Origin of the sequence: Staphylococcus sp. NWU MKU2, from assembly GCF_033283605.1 — a bacterium.
Taxonomy (GTDB): Bacteria; Bacillota; Bacilli; order Staphylococcales; family Staphylococcaceae; genus Staphylococcus; species Staphylococcus haemolyticus.
Genome location: NZ_JAVSMH010000012.1, coordinates 1 through 22,855, shown reverse-complemented (window position 1 = coordinate 22,855; position 22,855 = coordinate 1). Strand labels below are relative to the sequence as shown.

Here is a 22,855-nt window from a genome sequence, read left to right as displayed (position 1 = left end):
GTAAAATTAAGGTAATAATATTGAATGAGGTGATTGTTAATGCAAGACACATTAATGAGTATTCAAATCGTTCCGAAAACGCCAAACAATGAAGACGTTATACCTTATGTAGATGAGGCAATAAAAATTATTGATGATTCTGGATTGCATTTTAGAGTTGGCCCGCTTGAGACCACAGTTCAAGGTGATATGAGTGAGTGCTTAATTTTAATCCAAAAATTGCATGAACGTGTGGTTGAATTAGAATGTCCGAGTATTATAAGTCAAGTTAAGTTCTACCATGTACCAGCTGGCATCACAATTGAAACATTGACAGGAAAATATGATAACGAGTAAGTAAAGTTTAAATGAGATAAGCCTGAGACATAAATCTGTGTCTTAGGCTATATTTTTTATAATGGCAGTAGTTGACTGTTCTAAAAAATACTTATAACAAGCTTATATAATGCTAGTTAATCTTGCTTTGCTGGGATTACATCTAAATAAATATTGTAAAAATATTATTTCTATCCCACCCCATTCCACTTTTTAAATGACAAATTTATTAACTATTTCAACTCTTTTTGCACTTTATTATTAATTTTAATATAATGAACTAATGATATAAGGGCATATAGAAAGGAATTTTTTAAAGTGAACGAAGAACAAAGAAAAGCTGGTACGATAAATATCCTTGATGAACGCGATAGAAAAGTAGAAAAAGATTATAGTAAATATTTCGAAAAAATTTATCAACCACCTAGTTTAAAAGAAGCACGTAAACGTGGAAAACAAGATATAAATTATAATCGTGACTTTCATATAGAAGACAAGTTTGAAGGGATGGGCAAAGGCCGCACATTCTTAATAAAAACATATGGCTGCCAAATGAATGCACATGATACTGAGGTAATGGCAGGAATATTACAAGCCTTAGGATATACTGCTACAGAAGATATCAACGAAGCGGACGTTATTTTGATAAATACATGTGCGATTCGTGAAAACGCTGAAAATAAAGTGTTTAGTGAAATTGGTAACTTAAAACATTTAAAAAAGAATAGACCAGAAGCATTAATTGGTGTATGTGGATGTATGTCACAAGAAGAGTCAGTAGTAAATAAAATACTTAAATCATACCAAAATGTGGATATGATTTTTGGAACTCATAATATTCACAAATTACCTGAAATTTTAGAAGAAGCATACCTATCTAAAGCAATGGTTGTCGAAGTTTGGTCTAAAGAAGGCGACATTATTGAAAACCTTCCTAAAGTACGTGAAGGTAGTACAAAAGCATGGGTTAATATTATGTATGGCTGTGATAAATTCTGTACATATTGCATTGTACCTTTTACTAGAGGTAAAGAACGTAGTCGTAGACCAGAAGATATTATTGAAGAAGTTCGCGGTTTAGCGAGAGATGGTTATAAAGAAATAACTTTGCTTGGTCAAAATGTAAATTCATATGGTAAAGATATTAAGGATTTAGAGTATGGATTAGGAGATTTATTAGAAGACATTTCCAAAATTGATATTCCAAGAGTACGTTTTACTACTAGTCACCCATGGGACTTTACAGATAGAATGATTGAAGTAATAGCTAAAGGTGGCAATATTGTACCTCATATCCATCTACCCGTGCAATCAGGAAATAATGCTGTATTGAAAATTATGGGACGTAAATATACAAGAGAAAGTTATTTAGATCTAGTTAATAGAATAAAAAAATCAATACCTAATGTAGCTTTAACTACTGATATCATTGTTGGATATCCAAACGAAACTGAAGAGCAATTTGAAGAGACACTATCACTATATGACGAAGTTCAATTTGAGCACGCTTATACGTATTTATACTCTCAAAGGGATGGTACACCTGCCGCAAAAATGAAAGATAATGTACCTGAAGACGTTAAAAAAGAACGATTACAACGTTTAAATAAAAAAGTAGGACATTATTCAGAAAAAGCCATGAATCAATATGAAGGCAAAACTGTAACTGTTCTATGTGAAGGTTCAAGTAAAAAAGATGATACAGTTTTAGCAGGTTATACTGAAAAGAACAAGTTAGTTAACTTTAAAGGACCACGTGAAGCAATCGGTAAGTTAGTAAATGTTGAAATTGATGAAACAAAGCAATATTCATTAAATGGTACATTCAAAGAATTTAACGATGCACCATTGGTGACAAATTAAATGTATAGTAAAGATGATATTTTAAAACAAGCCGATCAACTCACGAGTAAAATTCAAGATTTAGATTTAATAAAATCTTATCAAAATATAGAGAAACAAATTCATGAAAATCATAATATTGAAAGTAAAATGAACCGCTTAAAAAAACAACAGAAGCAATCTGTTAATTTTCAAAATTATGGGAAACAACATGCTTATCAACAATCAGAAAATGAAATTGAAGCGCTTGAACATGAAATTAATGAATTACCAATAGTGGAAGAATTTCGTTCTGCTCATTATGAAGCAAATGATTTATTACAACTAATGATAAGCACAATGGAAGATCGTTTGAATGAACATAATGAAGATGAACATAAGGATTAATGGAAGAAAGGGATAAGCACTATGAACAATAGAAAATTGACACTTACTGCACTGTTAATTACCACTAATGTTGTATTAAGCAGTATTATTATCATACCCTTAGGTCCTGTCAAAGCAGCACCTGTTCAACATTTCATCAATGTGTTATGTGCAGTATTTGTAGGACCATGGTACGGTTTAGCCCAAGCATTAATTTCATCAATCATAAGAAATTTATTTGGTACTGGTAGTTTTTTTGCATTTCCTGGAAGTATGATTGGCGTGCTATTGGCTAGTGTATTCTATATGTATAGAAGACATATCTTTATGGCTGCTGTTGGTGAAGTAATTGGTACAGGCATTATAGGAAGTCTTTTATGTATACCAATGGCCTGGGTTTTAGGTATGCAAGATTTCTTCGTCAAACCTTTAATGATAGCGTTTATTATTTCAAGTTTTATCGGAGCTGCTATTAGTTATTTCTTACTTATAATGTTGAAAAAAAGAGGTTTACTAGATAGATTTAAAAAATAATAGTTTGGAAATAAGAGATTGTTTTAGTTGATTTGAGGTTATCATTCCAAAAAGTAAAGTTCAGTCGTTTATGAAACGGATGTGGTCTTTATTTTGTTGTGATAATCTTTTTTATTTGTAAATTAAGATGAATCATTTTTAACTAAACTCTAAAAAGTAAATAAAATCAATAAAATGAACTCACGAGCGTTGTAACATTTCATATGTTAAAATATATGAGTTAAAAGCATGTAATAAATCGGAAAAAATTAGTAAGGTTGTGAAAATATGTCTAACACGACACCGATGATGCAACAATATTTAAAAATTAAATCGCAATATCAAGATTGCTTATTATTCTTCAGATTAGGCGATTTTTATGAAATGTTTTTTGAAGATGCTAAAGAAGCGTCAAGGGTATTAGAAATTACATTAACTAAAAGAGATGCTAAAAAAGAGAATCCAATACCTATGTGTGGCGTTCCGTATCATTCCGCTAATAGCTATATTGAAACATTGATAAATAATGGTTATAAAGTAGCAATTTGTGAACAAATGGAAGATCCTAAACAAACTAAAGGTATGGTAAAACGTGAAGTAGTTAGAGTTGTAACACCTGGAACAGTCATGGAACAAGGTGGTATGGATGAAAACCAAAATAACTACATTTTAAGTTTCATTAAACAAGATAGTAACTACGCCCTTAGTTATTGTGATATTTCTACAGGAGAGTTAAAGGCCACTCAAATTGAAGATGAAGATACATTGATTAATGAAATTGTAACTATTAATCCTAATGAAATCGTTGTTAACCAGGAAATTGATGATAATCTTAAAAAACAAATCTATTTAACTACAGAAACTATAACAATTAGAGAATCTATTTCCGATGCAAGCTATGAAGTGAATCAATTAACTAATAATCATATGTATCTAGCAACACAACTATTACTCGATTATGTTTATCATACTCAAAAACGAGATTTGTCTCACTTAGAAACTGCAATAACGTATGCTGCAGTGGATTTTATGAAGATGGACTACTATGCTAAAAGAAATTTAGAATTAACTGAAAGTATTAGATTAAAATCTAAAAAAGGAACACTTTTATGGTTAATGGATGAAACTAAAACGCCGATGGGAGCACGTCGCCTTAAGCAATGGATAGACAGACCATTAATCAATAAAGAAAGAATTGAAGAAAGACTAAGTGTAGTAGAATCATTCATGAATCACTTTATTGAGAGAGACACATTACGAGGATATTTAAATCAAGTATATGATATAGAAAGACTTGTTGGCCGTGTCAGTTATGGCAATGTCAATGCGCGTGATTTAATTCAACTTAAACATTCAATTTCAGAGATACCTAATATTAAATCTTTACTTGAAAGTATGAATGACGTAGCATCAAATCAATTTAGTTCCCTTGAACCGTTAGAAGACTTATTACAAGTGTTAGAAGATAGTTTAATCGAAGAACCGCCTATTTCCATTAAAGATGGTGGTCTATTTAAACAAGGCTTTAGTAAACAATTAGATGAATACTTAGAAGCTTCTAAAAATGGAAAAGATTGGTTAGCACAACTACAAGCTAAAGAAAGAGAGCGTACAGGTATTAAATCTCTTAAAATTAGTTTTAACAAAGTGTTTGGTTATTTTATAGAAATTACACGAGCAAATTTACAAGGATTTGAACCTAGTAAATTTGGCTATCACCGTAAACAAACATTGTCCAATGCCGAACGCTTCATTACAGATGAATTGAAAGAAAAAGAAGATGTTATTTTAGGTGCAGAAGATAAAGCGGTAGATCTTGAATATCAACTATTTGTTCGCCTAAGAGAACACATTAAAACATATACTGAAAGACTTCAAAAACAGGCTAAAATCATCTCTGAACTTGACTGCCTACAAAGTTTTGCTGAAATTGCACAAAAATACAACTATGTTAAACCTGAATTTAGTGATAATAAAACGCTAAGTTTAGAGAACTCTCGCCATCCTGTTGTTGAACGTGTGATGGACTACAACGACTATGTACCTAATGACTGTAAATTAGATAAAGATAACTTTATATATCTAATAACTGGTCCTAACATGTCTGGTAAGTCAACTTACATGAGACAAGTAGCAATCATAAGCATCATGGCTCAAATGGGGGCTTATGTTCCTTGTGATAAAGCAGAATTACCAATATTTGATCAAATATTCACTCGTATAGGTGCTGCAGATGATTTAGTATCAGGAAAAAGTACATTTATGGTAGAGATGTTAGAAGCACAAAAAGCTTTAACTTACGCAACAGAAGATAGTTTAATAATCTTCGATGAAATTGGTAGAGGAACTTCAACATATGATGGGTTAGCGCTAGCTCAAGCAATGATTGAATATGTTGCTCAAACATCTCATGCGAAAACTTTATTCTCAACACACTATCATGAACTTACGACTTTAGATCAAGAACTACCAAGTCTTAAAAATGTTCATGTGGCTGCAGATGAATATCAAGGTGAATTAATCTTCTTACATAAAGTAAAAGATGGTGCTGTAGATGATAGTTATGGTATTCAAGTAGCGAAACTAGCTAACTTGCCAGATGAAGTTATTAATCGTGCACAAGTTATATTAGATGCTTTTGAACAAAGTCAAAAAGCATCTGATAATGAAGAGTATTCTAACGTTACTGTTCTTAAAGATTCAGCCTCAGTGGAAGGGTTTGAAGATGATGACGCACAAAATGCAAATAACAATGATAAAAAGTCTCAAACAACAAAGTATGAAAATGAGAATGAATTTGAGCAAGCGTCTTTCGATTTATTTGATTCAGAAACAATGACTAGTGAAATTGAGGAACAGATTAAAAATCTTAATATATCAAACATGACGCCTATTGAAGCATTACTAAAACTAAGTGAATTACAAAACCAATTGAGATAGAGGTGTTTGAAAATGGGCAAAATTAAAGAACTACAAACCTCTTTAGCTAATAAAATAGCAGCAGGCGAAGTAGTAGAGCGTCCAAGCTCAGTTGTGAAAGAATTGCTAGAAAATGCAATCGATGCTAAATCGACAGAAATTAATATTGAGGTAGAACAATCAGGTATATCCTCAATTAGAGTAGTAGATAACGGTACTGGAATAGAACAAGATGATTTAGATTTAGTGTTTCATAGACATGCCACTAGTAAATTAGATGCCGATGACGATTTATTTCATATCAGAACGTTAGGATTTCGTGGGGAGGCATTAGCGAGCATATCTTCAGTTGCTAAAGTTACACTTAAAACTTGCACTGATAATGAGAATGGACATGAAATCTATGCAGAAAAGGGAGAGATTTTAAGTCGTAAACCTGCTAAAGCTAAAAAAGGTACAGATATTACTGTTTCATCACTTTTCTACAATACACCAGCTCGCTTAAAATATATTAAAAGCTTATACACAGAGTTAGGTAAAATTACAGATATTGTGAATCGGATGGCAATGAGTCATCCTGATATACGAATTTCTTTAATATCTGATGGAAAAACGTTATTAAAAACGAATGGTTCAGGTAAAACAAATGAAGTTATGTCAGAGATTTATGGTATAAAAGTAGCAAAAGATTTAGTGCATATTCAAGGTGATACAAGTGATTATCACCTTGAAGGCTTTGTGGCCAAGCCAGAACACTCAAGAAGTAACAAACATTATATATCAATTTTTATCAATGGAAGATATATTAAAAATTTTGTACTAAATAAAGCTATTATTGAAGGTTATCATACATTACTGACAATAGGACGCTACCCGATATGTTATTTAAACATAGAAATGGATCCTATATTAGTAGATGTGAACGTCCATCCAACTAAATTAGAAGTCAGATTATCAAAGGAAGAGCAATTATATCAATTAATAGTTGAGAAAATCCGTTATGCATTCAAGGATAGAATTTTAATTCCACAAAACGATTTGGATAGAACGCCTAAAAAAAATAAAGTCTTAAATCAATTTGAACAACAAAAATTAGACTTTGAAAGAAGGCAGCGTAACACTAATCAAGACAATTCTAATTCTCATTATTATGATATGAGTGAATCTGAAGTACAAAATTCAAATTTAGATAATAATGAGTTAATTAATGAAAGTACGGAAAGTTTCGTACATAATAATAAACGTTCAGATGACAAAGATTACTTCCAAATTCAAAAAGAAATTTTGAATGACTTAGACAATGGTGATGTTTCATCATTAAATGACGAATCTACAAACGATTCAGAAGAAGTTGTAACTGAACAAAACAATAGTGATGAAGCGTCATCAAAAGCTTATCAAACATTATACAGTCAGCAAGATAATAATGATATTAAAGGTAAAGTAAGTAACACACCATCTCGACGCGTTCCGTATATGGAAGTCGTTGGACAAGTGCATGGCACTTATATCATTGCTCAAAATGAGAATGGCATGTTTATGATAGATCAGCATGCTGCACAAGAACGTATCAAATATGAATATTTTAGAGAAAAAATTGGCGAAGTGACTAATGAAGTTCAAGATTTATTAATACCACTAACATTCCACTTTTCAAAAGATGAACAAATGATTATTGATCAATATCAAGATGAATTAGACAAAGTGGGTGTTCATTTAGAGCACTTTGGCGGTCATGATTATATCGTTAATAGTTACCCAGTTTGGTTCCCAAAAGCTGAAGCTGAAGAAATTATTCAAGATATGGTTGAGTTAGTATTAAACGATAAAAAAGTAAATGTTAAAAAAATGCGTGAAGATGCTGCCATCATGATGAGTTGCAAAAAATCAATAAAGGCAAATCATTATTTAAAAAATAATGAAATGGCGGATTTGATTGATCAGTTACGTGAAGCAGAAGATCCATTCACTTGTCCTCATGGCAGACCTATAATCATCAATTTCTCAAATTATGAACTTGAAAAACTATTTAAACGTGTAATGTAGAGAGGAAAATGCCGCATGAAGGAATATGTTTTACCAGCGATACGCAACATGAAAGATTTAGAGAAATTAATAAAAACAGATTATAAGATATGCGTATTATTAGATATGCATATCGGCCATTTGAAAAGTGTTATGGCATTACTTAAAGCGAATCAAATTGAAACTTATATTCATATTGATTTAATTAAAGGGATGGCTGTCGATGAATTTGCTTGTGAGTATATAATTCAAACTTATAATCCTAAAGGGATCGTTTCTACCAAATCTAAAGTAATTCAGAAGGCTAAATCGTTAAATAAGTTAACGATTTTTAGGGTGTTTATTATAGATAGCCAAGCATTAAGTAGAAGCATCAACTTAATTAAGAAGGTTGAACCAGATTTCGTTGAAGTATTACCTGGGATTGCACATAAAGTAGTTAAAATTATTGATGAAGAAACCCCTTCAAAAGTTATAGCAGGTGGTTTAATTAATGAAGAAAGTGAAATTGTTCAAGCACTTGATAGCGGGGCAAGTTACGTTACAACAAGCAATCGTTTATTATGGTAGATAGTATCGTTAACAATTTTGCTTTAATTTAAAATCTTAAAAAGCAATCATAACTATTTTTTAAACAATTTAAATGTGACAAATTTTTAACGAAAGTATTGACAACGCTTACAAACTTTCTGTATGATTTAAACAAGTTAATATTAGATTAAGAGACGAAGAGATTTCTGCAATGCCTTTATTAGCGCTTTTGTAGGAATCTTTTTGTCTTATAGGAGGATTCGTCATGAATGAATATTTAGCAGAATTTATTGGTACTGCTATTCTTATCCTTTTCGGTGGTGGCGTTTGTGCTAACGTCAATTTAAAGCGAAGTGCTGGACAGGATTCTGATTGGATAGTAATTGCAGCAGGTTGGGGATTAGCCGTGTCAATGGGCGCATACGCAGTTGGTAAGTTTTCAGGTGCACATTTAAATCCAGCGGTTTCAATTGCTTTAGCGATGGATGGAAGTTTTAGTTGGGCTAAAGTACCTGGCTATATTATCTGTCAAATGCTTGGAGGTATCTTTGGTGGTGTATTAGTTTGGTTAATGTATTTACCACATTGGAAGGCAACTGAAGATCAGGGTGCAAAGTTAGGTGTATTCTCTACAGCACCTGCAATTAAGAATTATTTTGCAAACTTTTTAAGTGAGATTATTGGGACAGCAATCCTATGTTTAGGTATCTTATTTATCGGTGTAAATAAAATTGCAGATGGAATGAATCCACTTATTGTTGGTGGCTTAATCGTGGCTATTGGCTTGAGCTTAGGTGGTCCGACTGGATATGCAATTAATCCAGCACGTGATTTAGGACCAAGAATCGCTCATGCTATATTACCAATTGCAGGTAAAGGTGGTTCTAATTGGGGATACGCGATAGTACCTGTATTAGGACCTATAGCTGGAGGTATGCTTGGAGCAGTAATTTATAAAGTGTTTTATAAAGGTCAATTTGATTTAATTTGTGCAGTAGGTATTTTACTAGTAATAGCAACATTAGTATTAGGTTTAGTATTAAACAAATCTAATAAATCAAATGATATTGAGTCTATTTATTAATTAATTTAATAAATATCTTAAATTAGTGGTTAATTTTTTTGGAAAAGTGCTATACATATAGTACACTTCCTTATTATTCAAAATTAAAAAATAAGTGTTTTTATTCACATAGCAGAAAGGGAGAAAATTTATGGAAAAATACATCATGTCGATTGACCAAGGAACAACAAGTTCAAGAGCTATTCTATTTGATAAAGAAGGCGATATTAAAGGTGTTGCACAAAGAGAATTTAAGCAATACTTCCCTAAATCAGGTTGGGTAGAGCACGATGCAAATGAAATTTGGACTTCGGTATTAGCAGTTATGACTGAAGTATTAAATGAAAATGAAATTAACGCTGACCAAATTGAGGGTATAGGGATTACCAACCAACGTGAAACTACAGTTATTTGGGATAAAAATACTGGACGTCCAATATACCATGCAATTGTTTGGCAATCCCGTCAAACACAATCAATTTGTCATGAATTAAAGGAACAAGGTCATGAAGAAACATTCCGCAATAAAACTGGATTATTGTTAGATCCTTACTTCGCTGGTACAAAAGTTAAATGGATTCTTGATAATGTTGATGGAGCTAGAGAAAAAGCTGAAAATGGTGATTTATTATTCGGTACAATTGATACTTGGCTCGTTTGGAAGTTATCTGGTGGAGAAGCACATATTACAGATTATTCAAATGCTAGTCGTACTTTAATGTATAATATTTACGATTTAAAATGGGATGATGAGCTACTTGATTTATTAAATGTACCTAAACAATTATTGCCGGAAGTTAAAGAATCTAGTGAAATTTACGCTCATACTAAAGATTATCATTTCTTCGGTCAAGAGGTACCGATTTCAGGTATCGCTGGTGACCAACAAGCAGCACTATTTGGACAAGCTTGTTTCGAACGTGGAGATGTTAAAAATACTTATGGTACAGGCGGCTTTATGTTAATGAATACTGGTGAAGAACCAGTTAAATCTGAAAGTGGATTGTTAACTACTATTGCATACGGCTTAGACGGTAAAGTCAATTATGCACTTGAGGGTTCTATCTTTGTTTCAGGTTCAGCAATTCAATGGTTACGTGATGGACTAAGAATTATAAATTCTGCACCTCAATCAGAGAATTATGCTACACGTGTTGATTCTACAGATAATGTTTACTTCGTACCAGCATTTGTAGGATTAGGTACACCTTATTGGGATTCAGAGGCTAGAGGTGCTATATTTGGTTTAAGTCGCGGTACTGAAAAAGAACACTTTATTCGTGCGACTTTAGAATCTTTATGCTACCAAACTCGTGATGTTATGGAAGCTATGTCTAAAGACTCTAAGATTGAAGTGAACAATTTACGTGTTGACGGTGGTGCAGTTAAAAATAACTTTATCATGCAATTCCAAGCTGATATTGTAAATACTGCTGTAGAACGCCCTGAAATACAAGAAACGACAGCATTAGGTGCAGCTTATTTAGCAGGATTAGCTGTTGGTTTCTGGGATAGTAAAGATGAAATAGCAAATAGATGGCAATTAGAAACAGAATTTACACCACAGATGTCTGAAGAAGACAGAACTAAGTTATATAAAGGTTGGAAAAAAGCAGTTGAAGCTACTCAGGTCTTTAAATTGGAAGATTAATCTCTAAACATGGCTTAGTTTATTGAAGTGTGATATGATTAAATTAAGTTAATACATCAGTCGAGATTTGAGAGACCTGTTGCATACAGTTTGATTCTATATGGATAGGTCTTTCTTTTTTCGCTTAAATAAAATATCGGAGGGGTATATTTATGGCTTTATCAACATTAAACAGAGAAGTAATTAAGAAAAATTTACAAAATGAAGAATACGATGTCGTTATTATCGGTGGCGGTATTACAGGTGCAGGTATTGCGTTAGATGCGTCTCAACGAGGAATGAAAGTAGCTTTAGTAGAAATGCAAGATTTTGCTCAAGGTACAAGTTCTCGTTCTACTAAACTTGTTCACGGTGGTTTAAGATATTTAAAACAAGCTCAAATCAAAGTTGTAGCTGAAACGGGTAAAGAACGTGCGATTGTTTATGAAAATGGCCCTCATGTAACTACTCCTGAATGGATGTTATTACCAATGCACAAAGGCGGAACGTTTGGTAAATTCACAACTAATTTAGGTTTAACTGCTTATGATCGTTTAGCAGGCGTAAAAAAATATGAACGCAAGAAAATGTTAAGCAAAAAACAAACATTAAACAAAGAGCCATTGGTTAAAAAAGATGGCCTTAAAGGTGGCGGTTATTACGTTGAATACCGTACTGATGATGCACGTTTAACAATTGAAGTTATGAAACGTGCTGAAGAAAATGCTGCAGAGATTTTAAATCACACGAAATCTACAGATTTCATTTACGACTCTAAATCAAAAGTAAGAGGTATCGAAGTGCAAGATCTACTTACTGGTGAAATGTATGAAATTAACGCTAAAAAAGTTATTAATGCAGCAGGTCCTTGGGTAGATGAAGTTCGTAAAAAAGATTATACACGTAACAATAAACAATTACGTTTAACTAAAGGTGTCCATGTAGTCATTGATCAATCTAAGTTTCCATTAAGACAAGCTGTTTATTTTGACACTGAAAAAGATGGTCGAATGATCTTTGCAATTCCACGTGAAGGTAAAGCATACGTTGGAACTACAGATACTTTCTATGATAATGACAAAACAAAACCTTTAACAACACAGGAAGATAGAGATTATCTAATTGATGCGATTAACTATATGTTCCCAGATGTTAATGTTAAAGATGAAGATATCGAATCAACTTGGGCAGGAGTTAGACCTTTAATTTTAGAAGATGGAAAAGACCCTTCTGAAATTTCACGTAAAGATGAAATTTGGGAAGGTAAATCAGGCTTATTAACAATCGCAGGTGGTAAATTAACAGGTTATCGTCATATGGCGCTTGAAATCGTAGATTTATTAGCTAAGCGCTTGAAACAAGAATATAAATTGACTTTTGCTGAATGTAAAACAAAACATACACCAATTTCTGGTGGTGATGTAGGTGGTAGCGCTAACTTTGAAAGTTTTGTGAAACGCAAAGTTGAAGAAGGTAAAGCGATTGGACTTCAAGCCGATGTTGCCAAACGTTTAGCTTCTAAATATGGTTCTAACGTAGATAAACTATTTAACATCGCACAAATTGCACAAGACAAAGATTTAAATTTACCTTTAGAATTGTACGTTGAATTAGTATATAGTGTACAAAATGAAATGGTGTTTAAACCAACTGATTTCTTAATTCGTAGATCTGGTAAACTTTATTTCAATATCAATGAAGTTAAACAATATAAAGATGCAGTCGTTGAAGAACTTGCTAAATTACTAAACTATACACAAAGTCAACAAAACGAATTTACTAAAGAAATTAATATTGCAATTGAAGAAGCAACTCGTGGAAATGAACAACTTGCAGTACTAAAATAAAATTAGTATTTATGTTTTGAAATTTAACATTTTTGATTAAATTCAAATATGATACTGTTAACTAACTAGTAAATTAATTTTAAACTTCAAATTCGTAGTTAATATCTGAACTGAGAGAGCTTTAATATGAAGCTCATCTCGGTTCATTTTTTATAAAATAAAGTAATTTTATGTTACAAAGCTTTAGTTGTTAAAATGAGACTAACAATTTGATAACATTAAGAATGAAAGGTATATTAAAAAGAATATAAGCTTTAAGGATTAAGTTATAATTTCACAAGGAGGCATATGCGTGAGTCAACAATCATTCAAAATTACCGTTGAAGACGGCACTATGATTGAAGTAAAAGTAGATAAGGCTAAGATTGCAACATTTGGTGTCGTCCATATCTTTCACGGGATGGCCGAGCATATGGATCGATATGAAGCACTTGTGCAAGCTTTAACACATCAGGGATATGATGTTATTCGACATAATCATCGAGGGCATGGTATTGATATTTATGAAAATGAAAGAGGTCATTACGATGATATGAATATCATTGCACAAGATGCATATGAAATAGCTCAAACACTTCACGGTTCAGATCACAATATTCCATATATCGTTTTAGGACATTCAATGGGCTCAATTATTGCGCGTTTATTTGTAGAGAAATATCCAGACATTGCGCAAGGTTTAATTCTCACTGGTACTGGTCAATATCCAAAATATAAAGGGATTCCAGCCATCATCGTTTTAAAATTAATAACTTTAATTTTTGGGAAGCGCAGTCGCCTAGAATGGGTAAATCAATTTGTTTATAAATCGTTTAATAAAAAGATAGACCAACCTGAAACAAGTAGTGATTGGCTATCATCTAAACGCGATGAAATTAATAAATTTGTTAAGGATGATTACACTGGTTTCTTAGTTTCAAACCAACTAATTTACCAAACCGTTAAGAATATGATACTTACAGCAAATAATAATCAACTTAAAAAAATGAATGAACTATTACCAATACTTCTTATTTCTGGTAAGGATGATCCATTTGGAGATTATGGGAAAGGTATACGTAAATTAGGAAAGAAATTCAAACGTGCTGGAATAAACCATATAACAGTCCAACTATATGCTAATAGAAGACATGAAATTTTATTTGAAGATGAAAAAGAAATGATTTGGAGTCATATGTTTGAATGGATCCAAAAACAAGTGTTAAAGAAAAAATAAAGTGAGGGATAACTATTGAGTGACGTCAATAAACCGTTTTTAGTAGTTATAGTAGGTCCAACTGCATCAGGTAAAACAGAGTTAAGTATTGAACTTGCTAAACAAATTAACGGTGAAATCATTAGTGGGGATTCCATGCAAGTTTATAAACAAATGGACATTGGTACTGCTAAAGTTACAAATGAAGAGATGGATGGAATTCCTCATTATATGATTGATATTTTAAATCCAGATGACTCATTTTCTGTGTACGATTTCAAATTACGTGCTCAAGCACTAATAGAAGATATTACTTCAAGAGGAAAGATACCGATCATAGCAGGAGGAACAGGGTTATATATACAATCGTTAATATATGATTATCCTTTTGATGATGAGACAGTTTCAAAAGAAGTTGAACAGAAAACACAGTTACAATTACAAAAATTAGAACCATTAACTAATCAAGAAGTGCATGATTATTTAGCTACATTTGATCCACAATCTGCGAAAGACATACATCCAAATAATAGAAAAAGAGTGCTTAGAGCGATTGAATATTACTTAAACACAAAAAAACTTATAAGTTCTCGCAAGAAAGTACAACAATTTACAGAAAATTATGATACATTATTAATAGGGATTGAAATGTCGCGCAAAACATTATATTCAAGAATAAATAAACGTGTAGATATTATGTTGAGCCACGGATTATTTAATGAAGTGAAGAATCTAGTAGAACAGGGTTATGAATCTACTCAAAGTATGCAAGCAATTGGTTATAAAGAGCTGGTACCTGTTGTGAATGGTGAGTTATCAATAGACCAAGCAGTTGAAACGTTAAAACAACATTCTAGACAATATGCTAAGCGACAATTGACATGGTTCAAGAATAAATTGACTGTTCAATGGTTTAATAGAGAGACAATGTCACTTCAAATGATGTTAGATGAGATTACAACCCAAATAAATAAAAGGAGTTCTAAACATGATTGCAAACCACAACATCCAAGATCAAGCACTAGAGAACTTTAAATCACAACAAACAGAAGTTACAGTTTTCTTTTTAAACGGCTTTCAAATGAAAGGTGTTATTGAAGACTTTGACAAATATGTTGTAAGTTTAGTTTCTCAAGGTAAACAACATTTGATATACAAACATGCGATCAGCACATTTACTGTAGAGACTGAAGTTTCAGATTCTGAAGAATCAGTAAATAGTGAAGAATAAGTTGTAATTAAAGTGCAACGTTGCAAGTTCTTAAGAGCGTAGACAACGGTCTTAATGAAAGTGTAACTTGTAATAAACTCATCAAATTTTAGCACTTTTGACAAATAGAGGAATGTTTGTAATATAAAAAGCTTCATTATAGAGTTGCTATTTCACTCTATAATGAAGCTTTTTATTGTATTAAAACAATATCTATAATAATTTTTCAATATCTTTTTCGATTTGTGCTGGTTTCTTTTGAGGTGAGAAACGACTTACAACGTTACCATCACGATCAACTAAGAATTTAGTGAAATTCCATTTGATTTTTTCACTTAACATTCCTTTAGCTGCATCAGTTAAGTAGCGGAATAAAGGATGTTGATTTTCACCTTTGACATCTATTTTTTCATGGATAGGGAAAGTCACACCGTAATTAATTTTACAATTTTGATTAGCTTCTGCACCTGAACCAGGTTCTTGACCACCAAATTGATTACATGGAAAACCTAATATCACAAAACCTTGGTCTTTGTATTTTTCATACAATGCTTGTAAGCCTTCAAACTGTGGCGTGAAACCACATTCACTTGCAGTATTAACGATTAGCATTACTTTGCCTTTGTATTCTTCTAATTTATAATCTTCACCATTGGACTTTTGTACAACAAAATCATATATATTTTCCATAGTATCACCCTTTCGATATAGGTTTAATGTAACATAATTTTAGTGGATAGTCTTTGCATAGACACTATGATAGAATATTTGAGAAACATATAAGAAGGAGATGTATAACATGACTCAGCAAACTACTCATGAAACAAAGAAAAAATTAGAAACTGCTGTATTAGTCGGTGTACATGCTCAAAATGAAAACGAATTTAATTTTGATTCAACGATGGAAGAATTAAAAGCCCTATCTTTGACTTGTCAACTAGATGTTAAAGGACAAGTTACTCAAAATAGAGAACAAGTCGATCATAAATATTACGTTGGTAAAGGTAAGATTGATGAACTTAAAGCTTTTATTGAATTCCATGATATAGACGTCGTAGTAACGAATGATGAGTTAACTACCGCTCAATCAAAAACATTAAATGATAATTTGGGCATTAAAATTATCGATAGAACACAATTGATTTTAGAAATATTTGCCTTAAGAGCTAGCAGTCGCGAAGGTAAATTACAAGTAGAATTAGCGCAATTAGATTATTTATTGCCAAGACTTCAAGGACATGGTAAGAGTTTATCAAGACTAGGTGGTGGCATAGGTACACGTGGTCCTGGTGAAACTAAGTTAGAAATGGACAGACGTAACATTCGAACACGTATGAATGAAATTAAACATCAATTAAAAACTGTAGTGGAACACAGGGAACGTTATCGTAACAAACGTGAACAAAATCAAGTCTTTCAGATTGCACTCGTAGGTTATACAAATGCGGGCAAATCGTCATGGTTCAATGTATTATCTGGCGAAGAAACCTTTGAAAAAGATTTACTCTTTGCAACATTAGATCCTAAAACACGTCAAATTCAAATAAATGAAGGATTTAATTTAATTATTTCAGATACTGTAGGTTTCATTCAAAAGTTACCAACGACGTTGATTGCCGCCTTTAAATCAACTTTAGAAGAAGCAAAAGGTGCAGATTTATTATTACATGTTGTTGACGCAAGTCATCCAGAATACCGTTCTCAATATGATACAGTAAATCAATTGATTAATGACTTAGATATGAATCAAATACCACAAGCGGTTATATTTAATAAGAAGGATCAATGTAGTGTTAGTGATGATAAACCATTATCTGCATCTCCATCTATCTTTGTCTCTAGCCGTAATGAAGAAGATAAATCTAAAGTTAAGGCATTTTTAATAGATCAAGTTAAATCAACACTAAGTTTCTATGAAGAGATTGTCCCAAGTACAAACGCAGATAGACTTTATTTCTTAAAGCAGCATACACTCATTGAAGAAATGAATTTTGATGCTGAAAATGAAACTTACGTCATTACTGGATATAAAAAATGATAAAAGGAAGTATATGAAAATGTCAGATATTACATCAATGGTTAAAGACGTAGAGAAGACGTTGGCACCATATTTTAAAGAAATAGAAGAAATTGCATATAGCAATCAGGAAAAAGTTCTGAATGCTTTTCATTACGTTAAAGCTACCGAGAGTGATTTAGTTGGAAGTACAGGGTATGGATATGATGATTTTGGTCGGGACCATTTGGAAGAAATCTATGCACATACATTTAAAGCTGAAGATGCTATTGTGCGCCCGCAAATCATTTCTGGTACACATGCGATTACTCTAGCACTTCAAAGTACACTTAAATACGGAGATGAACTATTATATATTACTGGAAGTCCATATGATACGTTGCTTGAAGTAATAGGGGTAAATGGAAATGGCATTGAAAGCTTGAAAGAACACGGTGTCGAATTTAAAGAAGTCCCTTTAAAAGATGGACAAATAGATATAAATACTACAATTGAAACCATTACAAACAAAACAAAAGTAGTGGCAATTCAACGTTCCAAAGGATACGACCAAAGACCTTCAATCACTGTTGACGAAATTGAATCAGCTATTCATGCAATTAAAAAACAATATCCGAACGTCATTGTTTTTGTAGATAACTGTTATGGAGAATTTGTCGAGGAACGTGAACCTATTGAAGTTGGTGCAGATCTGATAGCAGGTTCACTAATCAAGAACCCAGGCGGTGGTCTAGCTAAGATTGGTGGTTATATAGCCGGACGTAAAGATTTAATCGAACGTTGTGGTTATCGATTAACAGCTCCTGGTATCGGTAAAGAGGCCGGCGCTTCTTTATATTCATTACAAGAAATGTATCAAGGATTCTTCTTAGCACCACATGTAGTTAGTCAAAGTTTGAAAGGTGCATTATTTACAAGCTTACTCCTTGAAAAGATGAATATGAAAACAGTTCCTAAATATAATGTTAAACGTACTGATTTAATACAAACTGTCCAATTTGATACTAAAGAACAAATGATAGCATTTTGCCAAAGTATTCAACATGCTTCACCAATTAATGCTCATTTTAGTCCAGAACCAAGCTATATGCCTGGTTATGAAGATGATGTCATTATGGCAGCCGGTACTTTTGTTCAAGGGTCTTCAATTGAATTGTCTGCAGATGGACCTATTAGACCACCGTATGAAGCTTATGTACAAGGCGGATTAACATATGAACATGTTAAATTAGCTGTTACACGTGCAGTTAGTTATTTAAAAGAACAAAACTTGATATAGAAAAATGTATCCCTACTTGAGTTGAGTAGGGGTTTTTTGGAAAAATTTATAATTCAATATAAATCACCTGGTATAAAAGGCTTTGTAATTAATATTAAATATAGCTTTTAAAATTACATGTAAGAAAACCTAACATATTTTTGTAATACGCTTTAAACTATGCTAAATTAGTATCAAGTTCAAAAGTAGAGGTGAGGTTATTAATGTCTAACGATAAAATCAGACGTAATATGGCCGTGTTCTCTATGAGTGTTGTTTGTAAATTAACAGAACTCACTGCAAGACAAATCCGCTACTATGAAACACATGAACTTGTCATGCCCGAGCGTACAGAAGGAAATAAGCGATTATTCTCGTTAAATGATTTAGAACGTCTCCTCGAAATTAAATCTTTGATTGAGAAGGGATTTAACCTTAAAGGAATTAAACAAATCATAACTAATAATCAAGGGCATTTAACATCAGATGAACAAGAGATTAGAAAAAGAATGATTGTAGACGCAACGCAGAAACCACCTGGTGAAGCTTTGCCAATAAATCGTGGGGATTTATCACGGTTTATTAAATAAATTTTTGGAGGATTTCTACCATGCCTAAACGTACATTTAGTAAAGATGACATTCGTAAATTTGCAAAAGAAGAAAACGTAAGATATTTAAGATTACAATTCACAGATATCTTAGGTACAATCAAGAACGTTGAAGTACCAGTTAGCCAATTAGAAAAAGTATTAGACAACGAAATGATGTTTGATGGTTCATCAATCGAAGGTTTCGTACGTATCGAAGAATCTGACATGTATTTATGCCCAGATTTAGATACTTGGGTTATCTTCCCATGGACTGCCGGTCAAGGTAAAGTAGCTCGTTTAATTTGTGATGTTTATACTACTGACGGTGGACCATTTGCTGGTGACCCACGTAATAACTTAAAACGTGTGTTAAAAGAAATGGAAGATATGGGCTATACAGATTTCAACTTAGGGCCTGAACCAGAGTTCTTCTTATTCAAATTAGATGAAAAAGGTGAACCAACATTAGAACTAAATGATAATGGTGGTTACTTCGATTTAGCACCTACAGACTTAGGTGAAAATTGCCGTCGTGACATCGTGTTAGAACTTGAAGATATGGGATTCGATATCGAAGCAAGTCACCACGAAGTTGCGCCAGGACAACATGAAATTGACTTTAAATATGCAGATGCGATTACTGCTTGTGATAACATCCAAACATTTAAATTAGTTGTTAAAACAATTGCACGTAAGCATAACTTACATGCAACATTCATGCCAAAACCATTATTCGGTGTTAACGGAAGCGGTATGCACTTCAACGTATCATTATTCAAAGGCAAAGAAAATGCATTCTTCGATCCAAATGGTGAAATGCAATTAACAGAAGATGCTTATCACTTTACTGCAGGTATCTTAAATAATGCGCGTGGATTCACAGCTGTATGTAACCCATTAGTAAACTCTTATAAACGTTTAGTTCCTGGTTACGAAGCACCTTGTTATATCGCTTGGAGTGGTAAAAACCGTTCACCATTAGTACGTGTGCCATCTTCAAGAGGATTATCAACTCGTATTGAAGTACGTTCAGTAGACCCAGCTGCTAACCCTTACATGGCATTAGCAACTATCCTACAAGCTGGTTTAGATGGTATTGAGAACAAAACTAAAGTCCCAGAACCAGTTAACCAAAATATTTATGAAATGAACCGTGAAGAACGTGAAGCTGTAGGTATCCAAGACTTACCTTCAACACTTTACACTGCTTTAAAAGCTATGCGTGAAAATGACACAGTTAAAAAAGCGTTAGGTAATCACATTTACAATCAATTTATTAACTCTAAATCAATTGAATGGGATTATTACAGAACTCAAGTTTCTGAATGGGAACGCGATCAATACATGAAACAATATTAATTCGCTAAGCAAATTGGGGAAAGACTTAGTGGTATAAGGAGTTAAGGCATCTTGCCTTAGCTTCTTTTTTGTGTTTGAAAAGCTAAATTTACTTGACCATTTTTGTGAAGAAATTCAAATTGGTCAACTAGATTATGGCAAGATATGGCTGTAGTTCAAAAAGAAGTGGAAACAACGACGAGCAATGTATTACATAGAGGGAGACATCCTAATGAGTATGTATCTGAGTTTAAAAAGCAAACAAATTCCACTACTTATAATGCTAGTAGATTGTTAGTTACTGAATCTGCACGTGTTCAGGCTGAATCACAGAAGCTAACTTATCTTAAAGAATTAGGTGAAGATGGCGAGTACAAGTATGTAGCAAAAATTGACAAGAAAACATCTAAAATATGTCACACATTAAATGGTAAGGTATTTAAAGTTAAAGATATGATACCTGGAGTTAATGCTCCACCAATGCATCCATGGTGTAGAAGTACTACAGTACCGCATGTGGGAAACTGGCGGGATAAATTCTTTAATGAACGTAAAGGTAAGTATCAAATACAGGATAATGTATTAGAAAAAGAAAAAATACAAGAAAAAGCAAAAAAAGAAATGCTTGATATGGTACGTAGTGGTAAAATAAAATTAGATATAAACCCAGAAAATAAAATAGACATTTGTTAGGTCATAAATCATACGAAGAATACAAACTGAAGAATTTAAAAAATGGAAAAGCAACTCCTAGTTTTACATTACTAACAAGCGATGAACTTAATTCTTTGATAATTCAAAAAAGCGGTAGTGGGAGACTGATAACTGATTCAAAAGGAATATGGAAAAATAAAGAAATAATTGACTTCGGAAAAATTATTGGCAAAGATTATATTGAGGGCAAATTTAAAACTACAAAAGTAGGTACAGTACATTATTCAAAAACTTGTACTCATATTATTCCAAACGGAAAAGAGGAGAAGTGATGAAATTATGGTCTTACATAGGTGAAAATGTATTGATAGAGTTGACAAATGGACAACAATTCATTGGTAAAGTTACAAACTATGATGATGAAGTAGACAACGAAAGTGGAGAAGATTCTATACATTTAGATGATGGAAAATTGTTATATGATTTTGATGAAAGTGAAATTAAATATATAAAGATTATAGATAAAGCATCTATTCGATAATAAAAGGCCAAGATGCTATTTTTATACACTTTTTTAACCTTCTACAGAAGGTTATTTTTTATGTCCAAAACGTGCTGATGACGTTATAAAAGCAAGTATGGAATGAAAAGTCGACAGACTATAAACGGAGGTATATCTCGTGGAAAACAACCAAAGTAATATTACTAAAGAAACAAAAAGCAATGAGAATTTAGAAACACCTAATGAACAAGCCCAACATAATGAGAAAACATTTTCCCAAGAAGAAGTATCTCAAATGATTAAAGACCGTCTAGCTAGAGAAAGAAGAAAATCTGATGAGCGTATTAAAGACGCTATTCAAGAAGCTGAAAAACTGGCCAAGATGAATAAAGACCAAAAAAGTCAATATGAGATAGAAAAACTTTTTAAAGAAAATGAAGCATTAAAAGCTGAAAAGGCATTATCTCAAATGAGAAATGAAACGCGTTCAATGCTTAGTGAATCGGGTGTAGAAAATTTTGATGATCAAATTGTAGACATAATAGAAAAACCCTAATTTAATTGCTGAACTAAAATGTGCCTCAATATCTTGCGATAAAATTTGAATTTACACTTGTGTGTTATATTATAAAATTAATATAATATAATTAAATAAAAAGTTGGTCTCAAAGTCTGAGAACTATTGACTCGAGTAAGACGCATGAAATAGTTAATAATTTATAAGTGGATGGGTTTTATGAGTAGAGAATTGAGAAGAAAGTTAACTTTTTATATTAATGTAGTTACTTTATTGTTAGCAATGGTTAATTATTTTAAGAAATAAAAGGAGCGTTTAACATTATGAAAATCAACAGGGATCAAATATCTCTATATTTAACGATAGGGATTTTTATATTAGCATTACTTGCTTTAATATCTAGCTTTATAAATTAAGAATAGAACCATAAATATTAATTTAAAATAAACATACTAAGATTAGCTGTGAAGAAATCTATGACGATAGATTTTTTCACAGCTATTTTTTATAGTTGTAGAGAG

At 32.4% G+C, this 22,855-nt stretch carries 20 protein-coding genes and 2 pseudogenes; 21 read left to right on the top strand and 1 reads right to left on the bottom strand.

Going from position 1 to position 22,855, the window contains the following annotated elements; all coding sequences use genetic code 11:
- Positions 1-39: 39 nt before the first annotated feature.
- The 13 genes from SBL15_RS12225 (at position 40) to hfq (ending at position 15,477) form a co-directional block, all read left to right on the top strand.
- Positions 40-336, top strand: a complete 297-nt coding sequence (locus SBL15_RS12225) for an MTH1187 family thiamine-binding protein (RefSeq protein WP_317956147.1) — start codon at positions 40-42, stop codon at positions 334-336.
- Positions 337-633: 297 nt separating this feature from the next.
- Complete coding sequence (gene miaB / locus SBL15_RS12220; RefSeq protein WP_037537282.1) at positions 634-2,178, top strand: tRNA (N6-isopentenyl adenosine(37)-C2)-methylthiotransferase MiaB; 1,545 nt, start codon at positions 634-636, stop codon at positions 2,176-2,178.
- A complete protein-coding gene (locus SBL15_RS12215; RefSeq protein ID WP_107612120.1) occupies positions 2,179-2,544 on the top strand; it encodes a RicAFT regulatory complex protein RicA family protein in 366 nt (121 codons plus the stop codon).
- A 21-nt stretch (positions 2,545-2,565) separates the two neighbouring features.
- Positions 2,566-3,057, top strand: a complete 492-nt coding sequence (gene thiW, locus SBL15_RS12210) for an energy coupling factor transporter S component ThiW (protein WP_317956145.1) — start codon at positions 2,566-2,568, stop codon at positions 3,055-3,057.
- Between the two features lie 267 nt (positions 3,058-3,324).
- A complete protein-coding gene (gene mutS, locus SBL15_RS12205; RefSeq protein WP_317956143.1) occupies positions 3,325-5,976 on the top strand; it encodes a DNA mismatch repair protein MutS in 2,652 nt (883 codons plus the stop codon).
- 12 nt (positions 5,977-5,988) lie between these two features.
- Positions 5,989-8,001: a DNA mismatch repair endonuclease MutL gene (gene mutL / locus SBL15_RS12200; protein WP_107613427.1), complete on the top strand. Its 2,013-nt coding sequence runs from the start codon at positions 5,989-5,991 to the stop codon at positions 7,999-8,001.
- Between the two features lie 15 nt (positions 8,002-8,016).
- Entirely contained in the window at positions 8,017-8,550 is a 534-nt protein-coding gene (locus SBL15_RS12195) for a glycerol-3-phosphate responsive antiterminator (protein ID WP_037537275.1), read from the top strand.
- Positions 8,551-8,776: 226 nt separating this feature from the next.
- The gene (locus tag SBL15_RS12190; protein WP_107612124.1) at positions 8,777-9,595 is read left to right on the top strand and encodes an MIP/aquaporin family protein; all 819 of its coding nucleotides are present in this window, start codon (positions 8,777-8,779) and stop codon (positions 9,593-9,595) included.
- Positions 9,596-9,725: 130 nt separating this feature from the next.
- Positions 9,726-11,225: a glycerol kinase GlpK gene (gene glpK, locus SBL15_RS12185; protein ID WP_053017106.1), complete on the top strand. Its 1,500-nt coding sequence runs from the start codon at positions 9,726-9,728 to the stop codon at positions 11,223-11,225.
- Positions 11,226-11,377: 152 nt separating this feature from the next.
- Complete coding sequence (locus SBL15_RS12180) at positions 11,378-13,051, top strand: glycerol-3-phosphate dehydrogenase/oxidase (protein ID WP_107613425.1); 1,674 nt, start codon at positions 11,378-11,380, stop codon at positions 13,049-13,051.
- Between the two features lie 292 nt (positions 13,052-13,343).
- Positions 13,344-14,267: an alpha/beta fold hydrolase gene (locus SBL15_RS12175; RefSeq protein ID WP_107612126.1), complete on the top strand. Its 924-nt coding sequence runs from the start codon at positions 13,344-13,346 to the stop codon at positions 14,265-14,267.
- A gap of 15 nt (positions 14,268-14,282) precedes the next feature.
- Positions 14,283-15,281: a tRNA (adenosine(37)-N6)-dimethylallyltransferase MiaA gene (gene miaA / locus SBL15_RS12170; protein ID WP_037537267.1), complete on the top strand. Its 999-nt coding sequence runs from the start codon at positions 14,283-14,285 to the stop codon at positions 15,279-15,281.
- A complete protein-coding gene (gene hfq / locus SBL15_RS12165) occupies positions 15,235-15,477 on the top strand; it encodes an RNA chaperone Hfq (RefSeq protein WP_011275895.1) in 243 nt (80 codons plus the stop codon). Before miaA ends, hfq begins: the two co-directional genes overlap by 47 nt.
- Before the next feature lie 192 nt (positions 15,478-15,669).
- On the opposite strand, the gene SBL15_RS12160 is transcribed toward hfq, so the two are convergent.
- Positions 15,670-16,146 (bottom strand): glutathione peroxidase, encoded by a 477-nt coding sequence (locus SBL15_RS12160; RefSeq protein ID WP_037537208.1) that lies wholly within the window; start codon positions 16,144-16,146, stop codon positions 15,670-15,672.
- Positions 16,147-16,255: 109 nt separating this feature from the next.
- On the opposite strand from SBL15_RS12160, the gene hflX reads away from it, so the two are divergent.
- From hflX to SBL15_RS12120, 8 genes and pseudogenes are all read left to right on the top strand, one after another.
- Complete coding sequence (gene hflX / locus SBL15_RS12155; RefSeq protein WP_107613423.1) at positions 16,256-17,494, top strand: GTPase HflX; 1,239 nt, start codon at positions 16,256-16,258, stop codon at positions 17,492-17,494.
- Positions 17,495-17,513: 19 nt separating this feature from the next.
- Entirely contained in the window at positions 17,514-18,752 is a 1,239-nt protein-coding gene (locus SBL15_RS12150) for an aminotransferase class I/II-fold pyridoxal phosphate-dependent enzyme (RefSeq protein ID WP_107612128.1), read from the top strand.
- A 203-nt stretch (positions 18,753-18,955) separates the two neighbouring features.
- Positions 18,956-19,321 (top strand): MerR family transcriptional regulator, encoded by a 366-nt coding sequence (locus tag SBL15_RS12145; protein ID WP_011275891.1) that lies wholly within the window; start codon positions 18,956-18,958, stop codon positions 19,319-19,321.
- Between the two features lie 20 nt (positions 19,322-19,341).
- A complete protein-coding gene (gene glnA, locus SBL15_RS12140) occupies positions 19,342-20,682 on the top strand; it encodes a type I glutamate--ammonia ligase (protein WP_317956139.1) in 1,341 nt (446 codons plus the stop codon).
- 117 nt (positions 20,683-20,799) lie between these two features.
- Positions 20,800-21,647, top strand: a pseudogene (locus SBL15_RS12135) (minor capsid protein); the annotation flags it as partial.
- Entirely contained in the window at positions 21,647-21,856 is a 210-nt protein-coding gene (locus SBL15_RS12130) for a hypothetical protein (protein ID WP_002433602.1), read from the top strand. The pseudogene SBL15_RS12135 and the gene SBL15_RS12130, both read left to right, overlap by 1 nt.
- A gap of 55 nt (positions 21,857-21,911) precedes the next feature.
- Positions 21,912-22,005: pseudogene (locus tag SBL15_RS12125) on the top strand (hypothetical protein); the annotation flags it as partial.
- The gene (locus SBL15_RS12120) at positions 21,996-22,373 is read left to right on the top strand and encodes a DUF4355 domain-containing protein (RefSeq protein ID WP_107612129.1); all 378 of its coding nucleotides are present in this window, start codon (positions 21,996-21,998) and stop codon (positions 22,371-22,373) included. The pseudogene SBL15_RS12125 and the gene SBL15_RS12120, both read left to right, overlap by 10 nt.
- Positions 22,374-22,855 lie beyond the last annotated feature (482 nt).

Excerpts from the sequence above, each read along its gene's own strand:
- SBL15_RS12225 (WP_317956147.1), top strand. The coding sequence starts at position 40 with ATGCAAGACACATTAATGAGTATTCAAATCGTTCCGAAAACGCCAAAC.
- SBL15_RS12215 (WP_107612120.1), top strand. The coding sequence starts at position 2,179 with ATGTATAGTAAAGATGATATTTTAAAACAAGCCGATCAACTCACGAGT.
- thiW (WP_317956145.1), top strand. The coding sequence starts at position 2,566 with ATGAACAATAGAAAATTGACACTTACTGCACTGTTAATTACCACTAAT.
- mutS (WP_317956143.1), top strand. The coding sequence starts at position 3,325 with ATGTCTAACACGACACCGATGATGCAACAATATTTAAAAATTAAATCG.
- mutL (WP_107613427.1), top strand. The coding sequence starts at position 5,989 with ATGGGCAAAATTAAAGAACTACAAACCTCTTTAGCTAATAAAATAGCA.
- SBL15_RS12195 (WP_037537275.1), top strand. The coding sequence starts at position 8,017 with ATGAAGGAATATGTTTTACCAGCGATACGCAACATGAAAGATTTAGAG.
- SBL15_RS12190 (WP_107612124.1), top strand. The coding sequence starts at position 8,777 with ATGAATGAATATTTAGCAGAATTTATTGGTACTGCTATTCTTATCCTT.
- glpK (WP_053017106.1), top strand. The coding sequence starts at position 9,726 with ATGGAAAAATACATCATGTCGATTGACCAAGGAACAACAAGTTCAAGA.
- SBL15_RS12180 (WP_107613425.1), top strand. The coding sequence starts at position 11,378 with ATGGCTTTATCAACATTAAACAGAGAAGTAATTAAGAAAAATTTACAA.
- hfq (WP_011275895.1), top strand. The coding sequence starts at position 15,235 with ATGATTGCAAACCACAACATCCAAGATCAAGCACTAGAGAACTTTAAA.
- SBL15_RS12160 (WP_037537208.1), bottom strand. The coding sequence starts at position 16,146 with ATGGAAAATATATATGATTTTGTTGTACAAAAGTCCAATGGTGAAGAT.
- hflX (WP_107613423.1), top strand. The coding sequence starts at position 16,256 with ATGACTCAGCAAACTACTCATGAAACAAAGAAAAAATTAGAAACTGCT.
- SBL15_RS12150 (WP_107612128.1), top strand. The coding sequence starts at position 17,514 with ATGTCAGATATTACATCAATGGTTAAAGACGTAGAGAAGACGTTGGCA.
- SBL15_RS12145 (WP_011275891.1), top strand. The coding sequence starts at position 18,956 with ATGTCTAACGATAAAATCAGACGTAATATGGCCGTGTTCTCTATGAGT.
- glnA (WP_317956139.1), top strand. The coding sequence starts at position 19,342 with ATGCCTAAACGTACATTTAGTAAAGATGACATTCGTAAATTTGCAAAA.
- SBL15_RS12130 (WP_002433602.1), top strand. The coding sequence starts at position 21,647 with ATGAAATTATGGTCTTACATAGGTGAAAATGTATTGATAGAGTTGACA.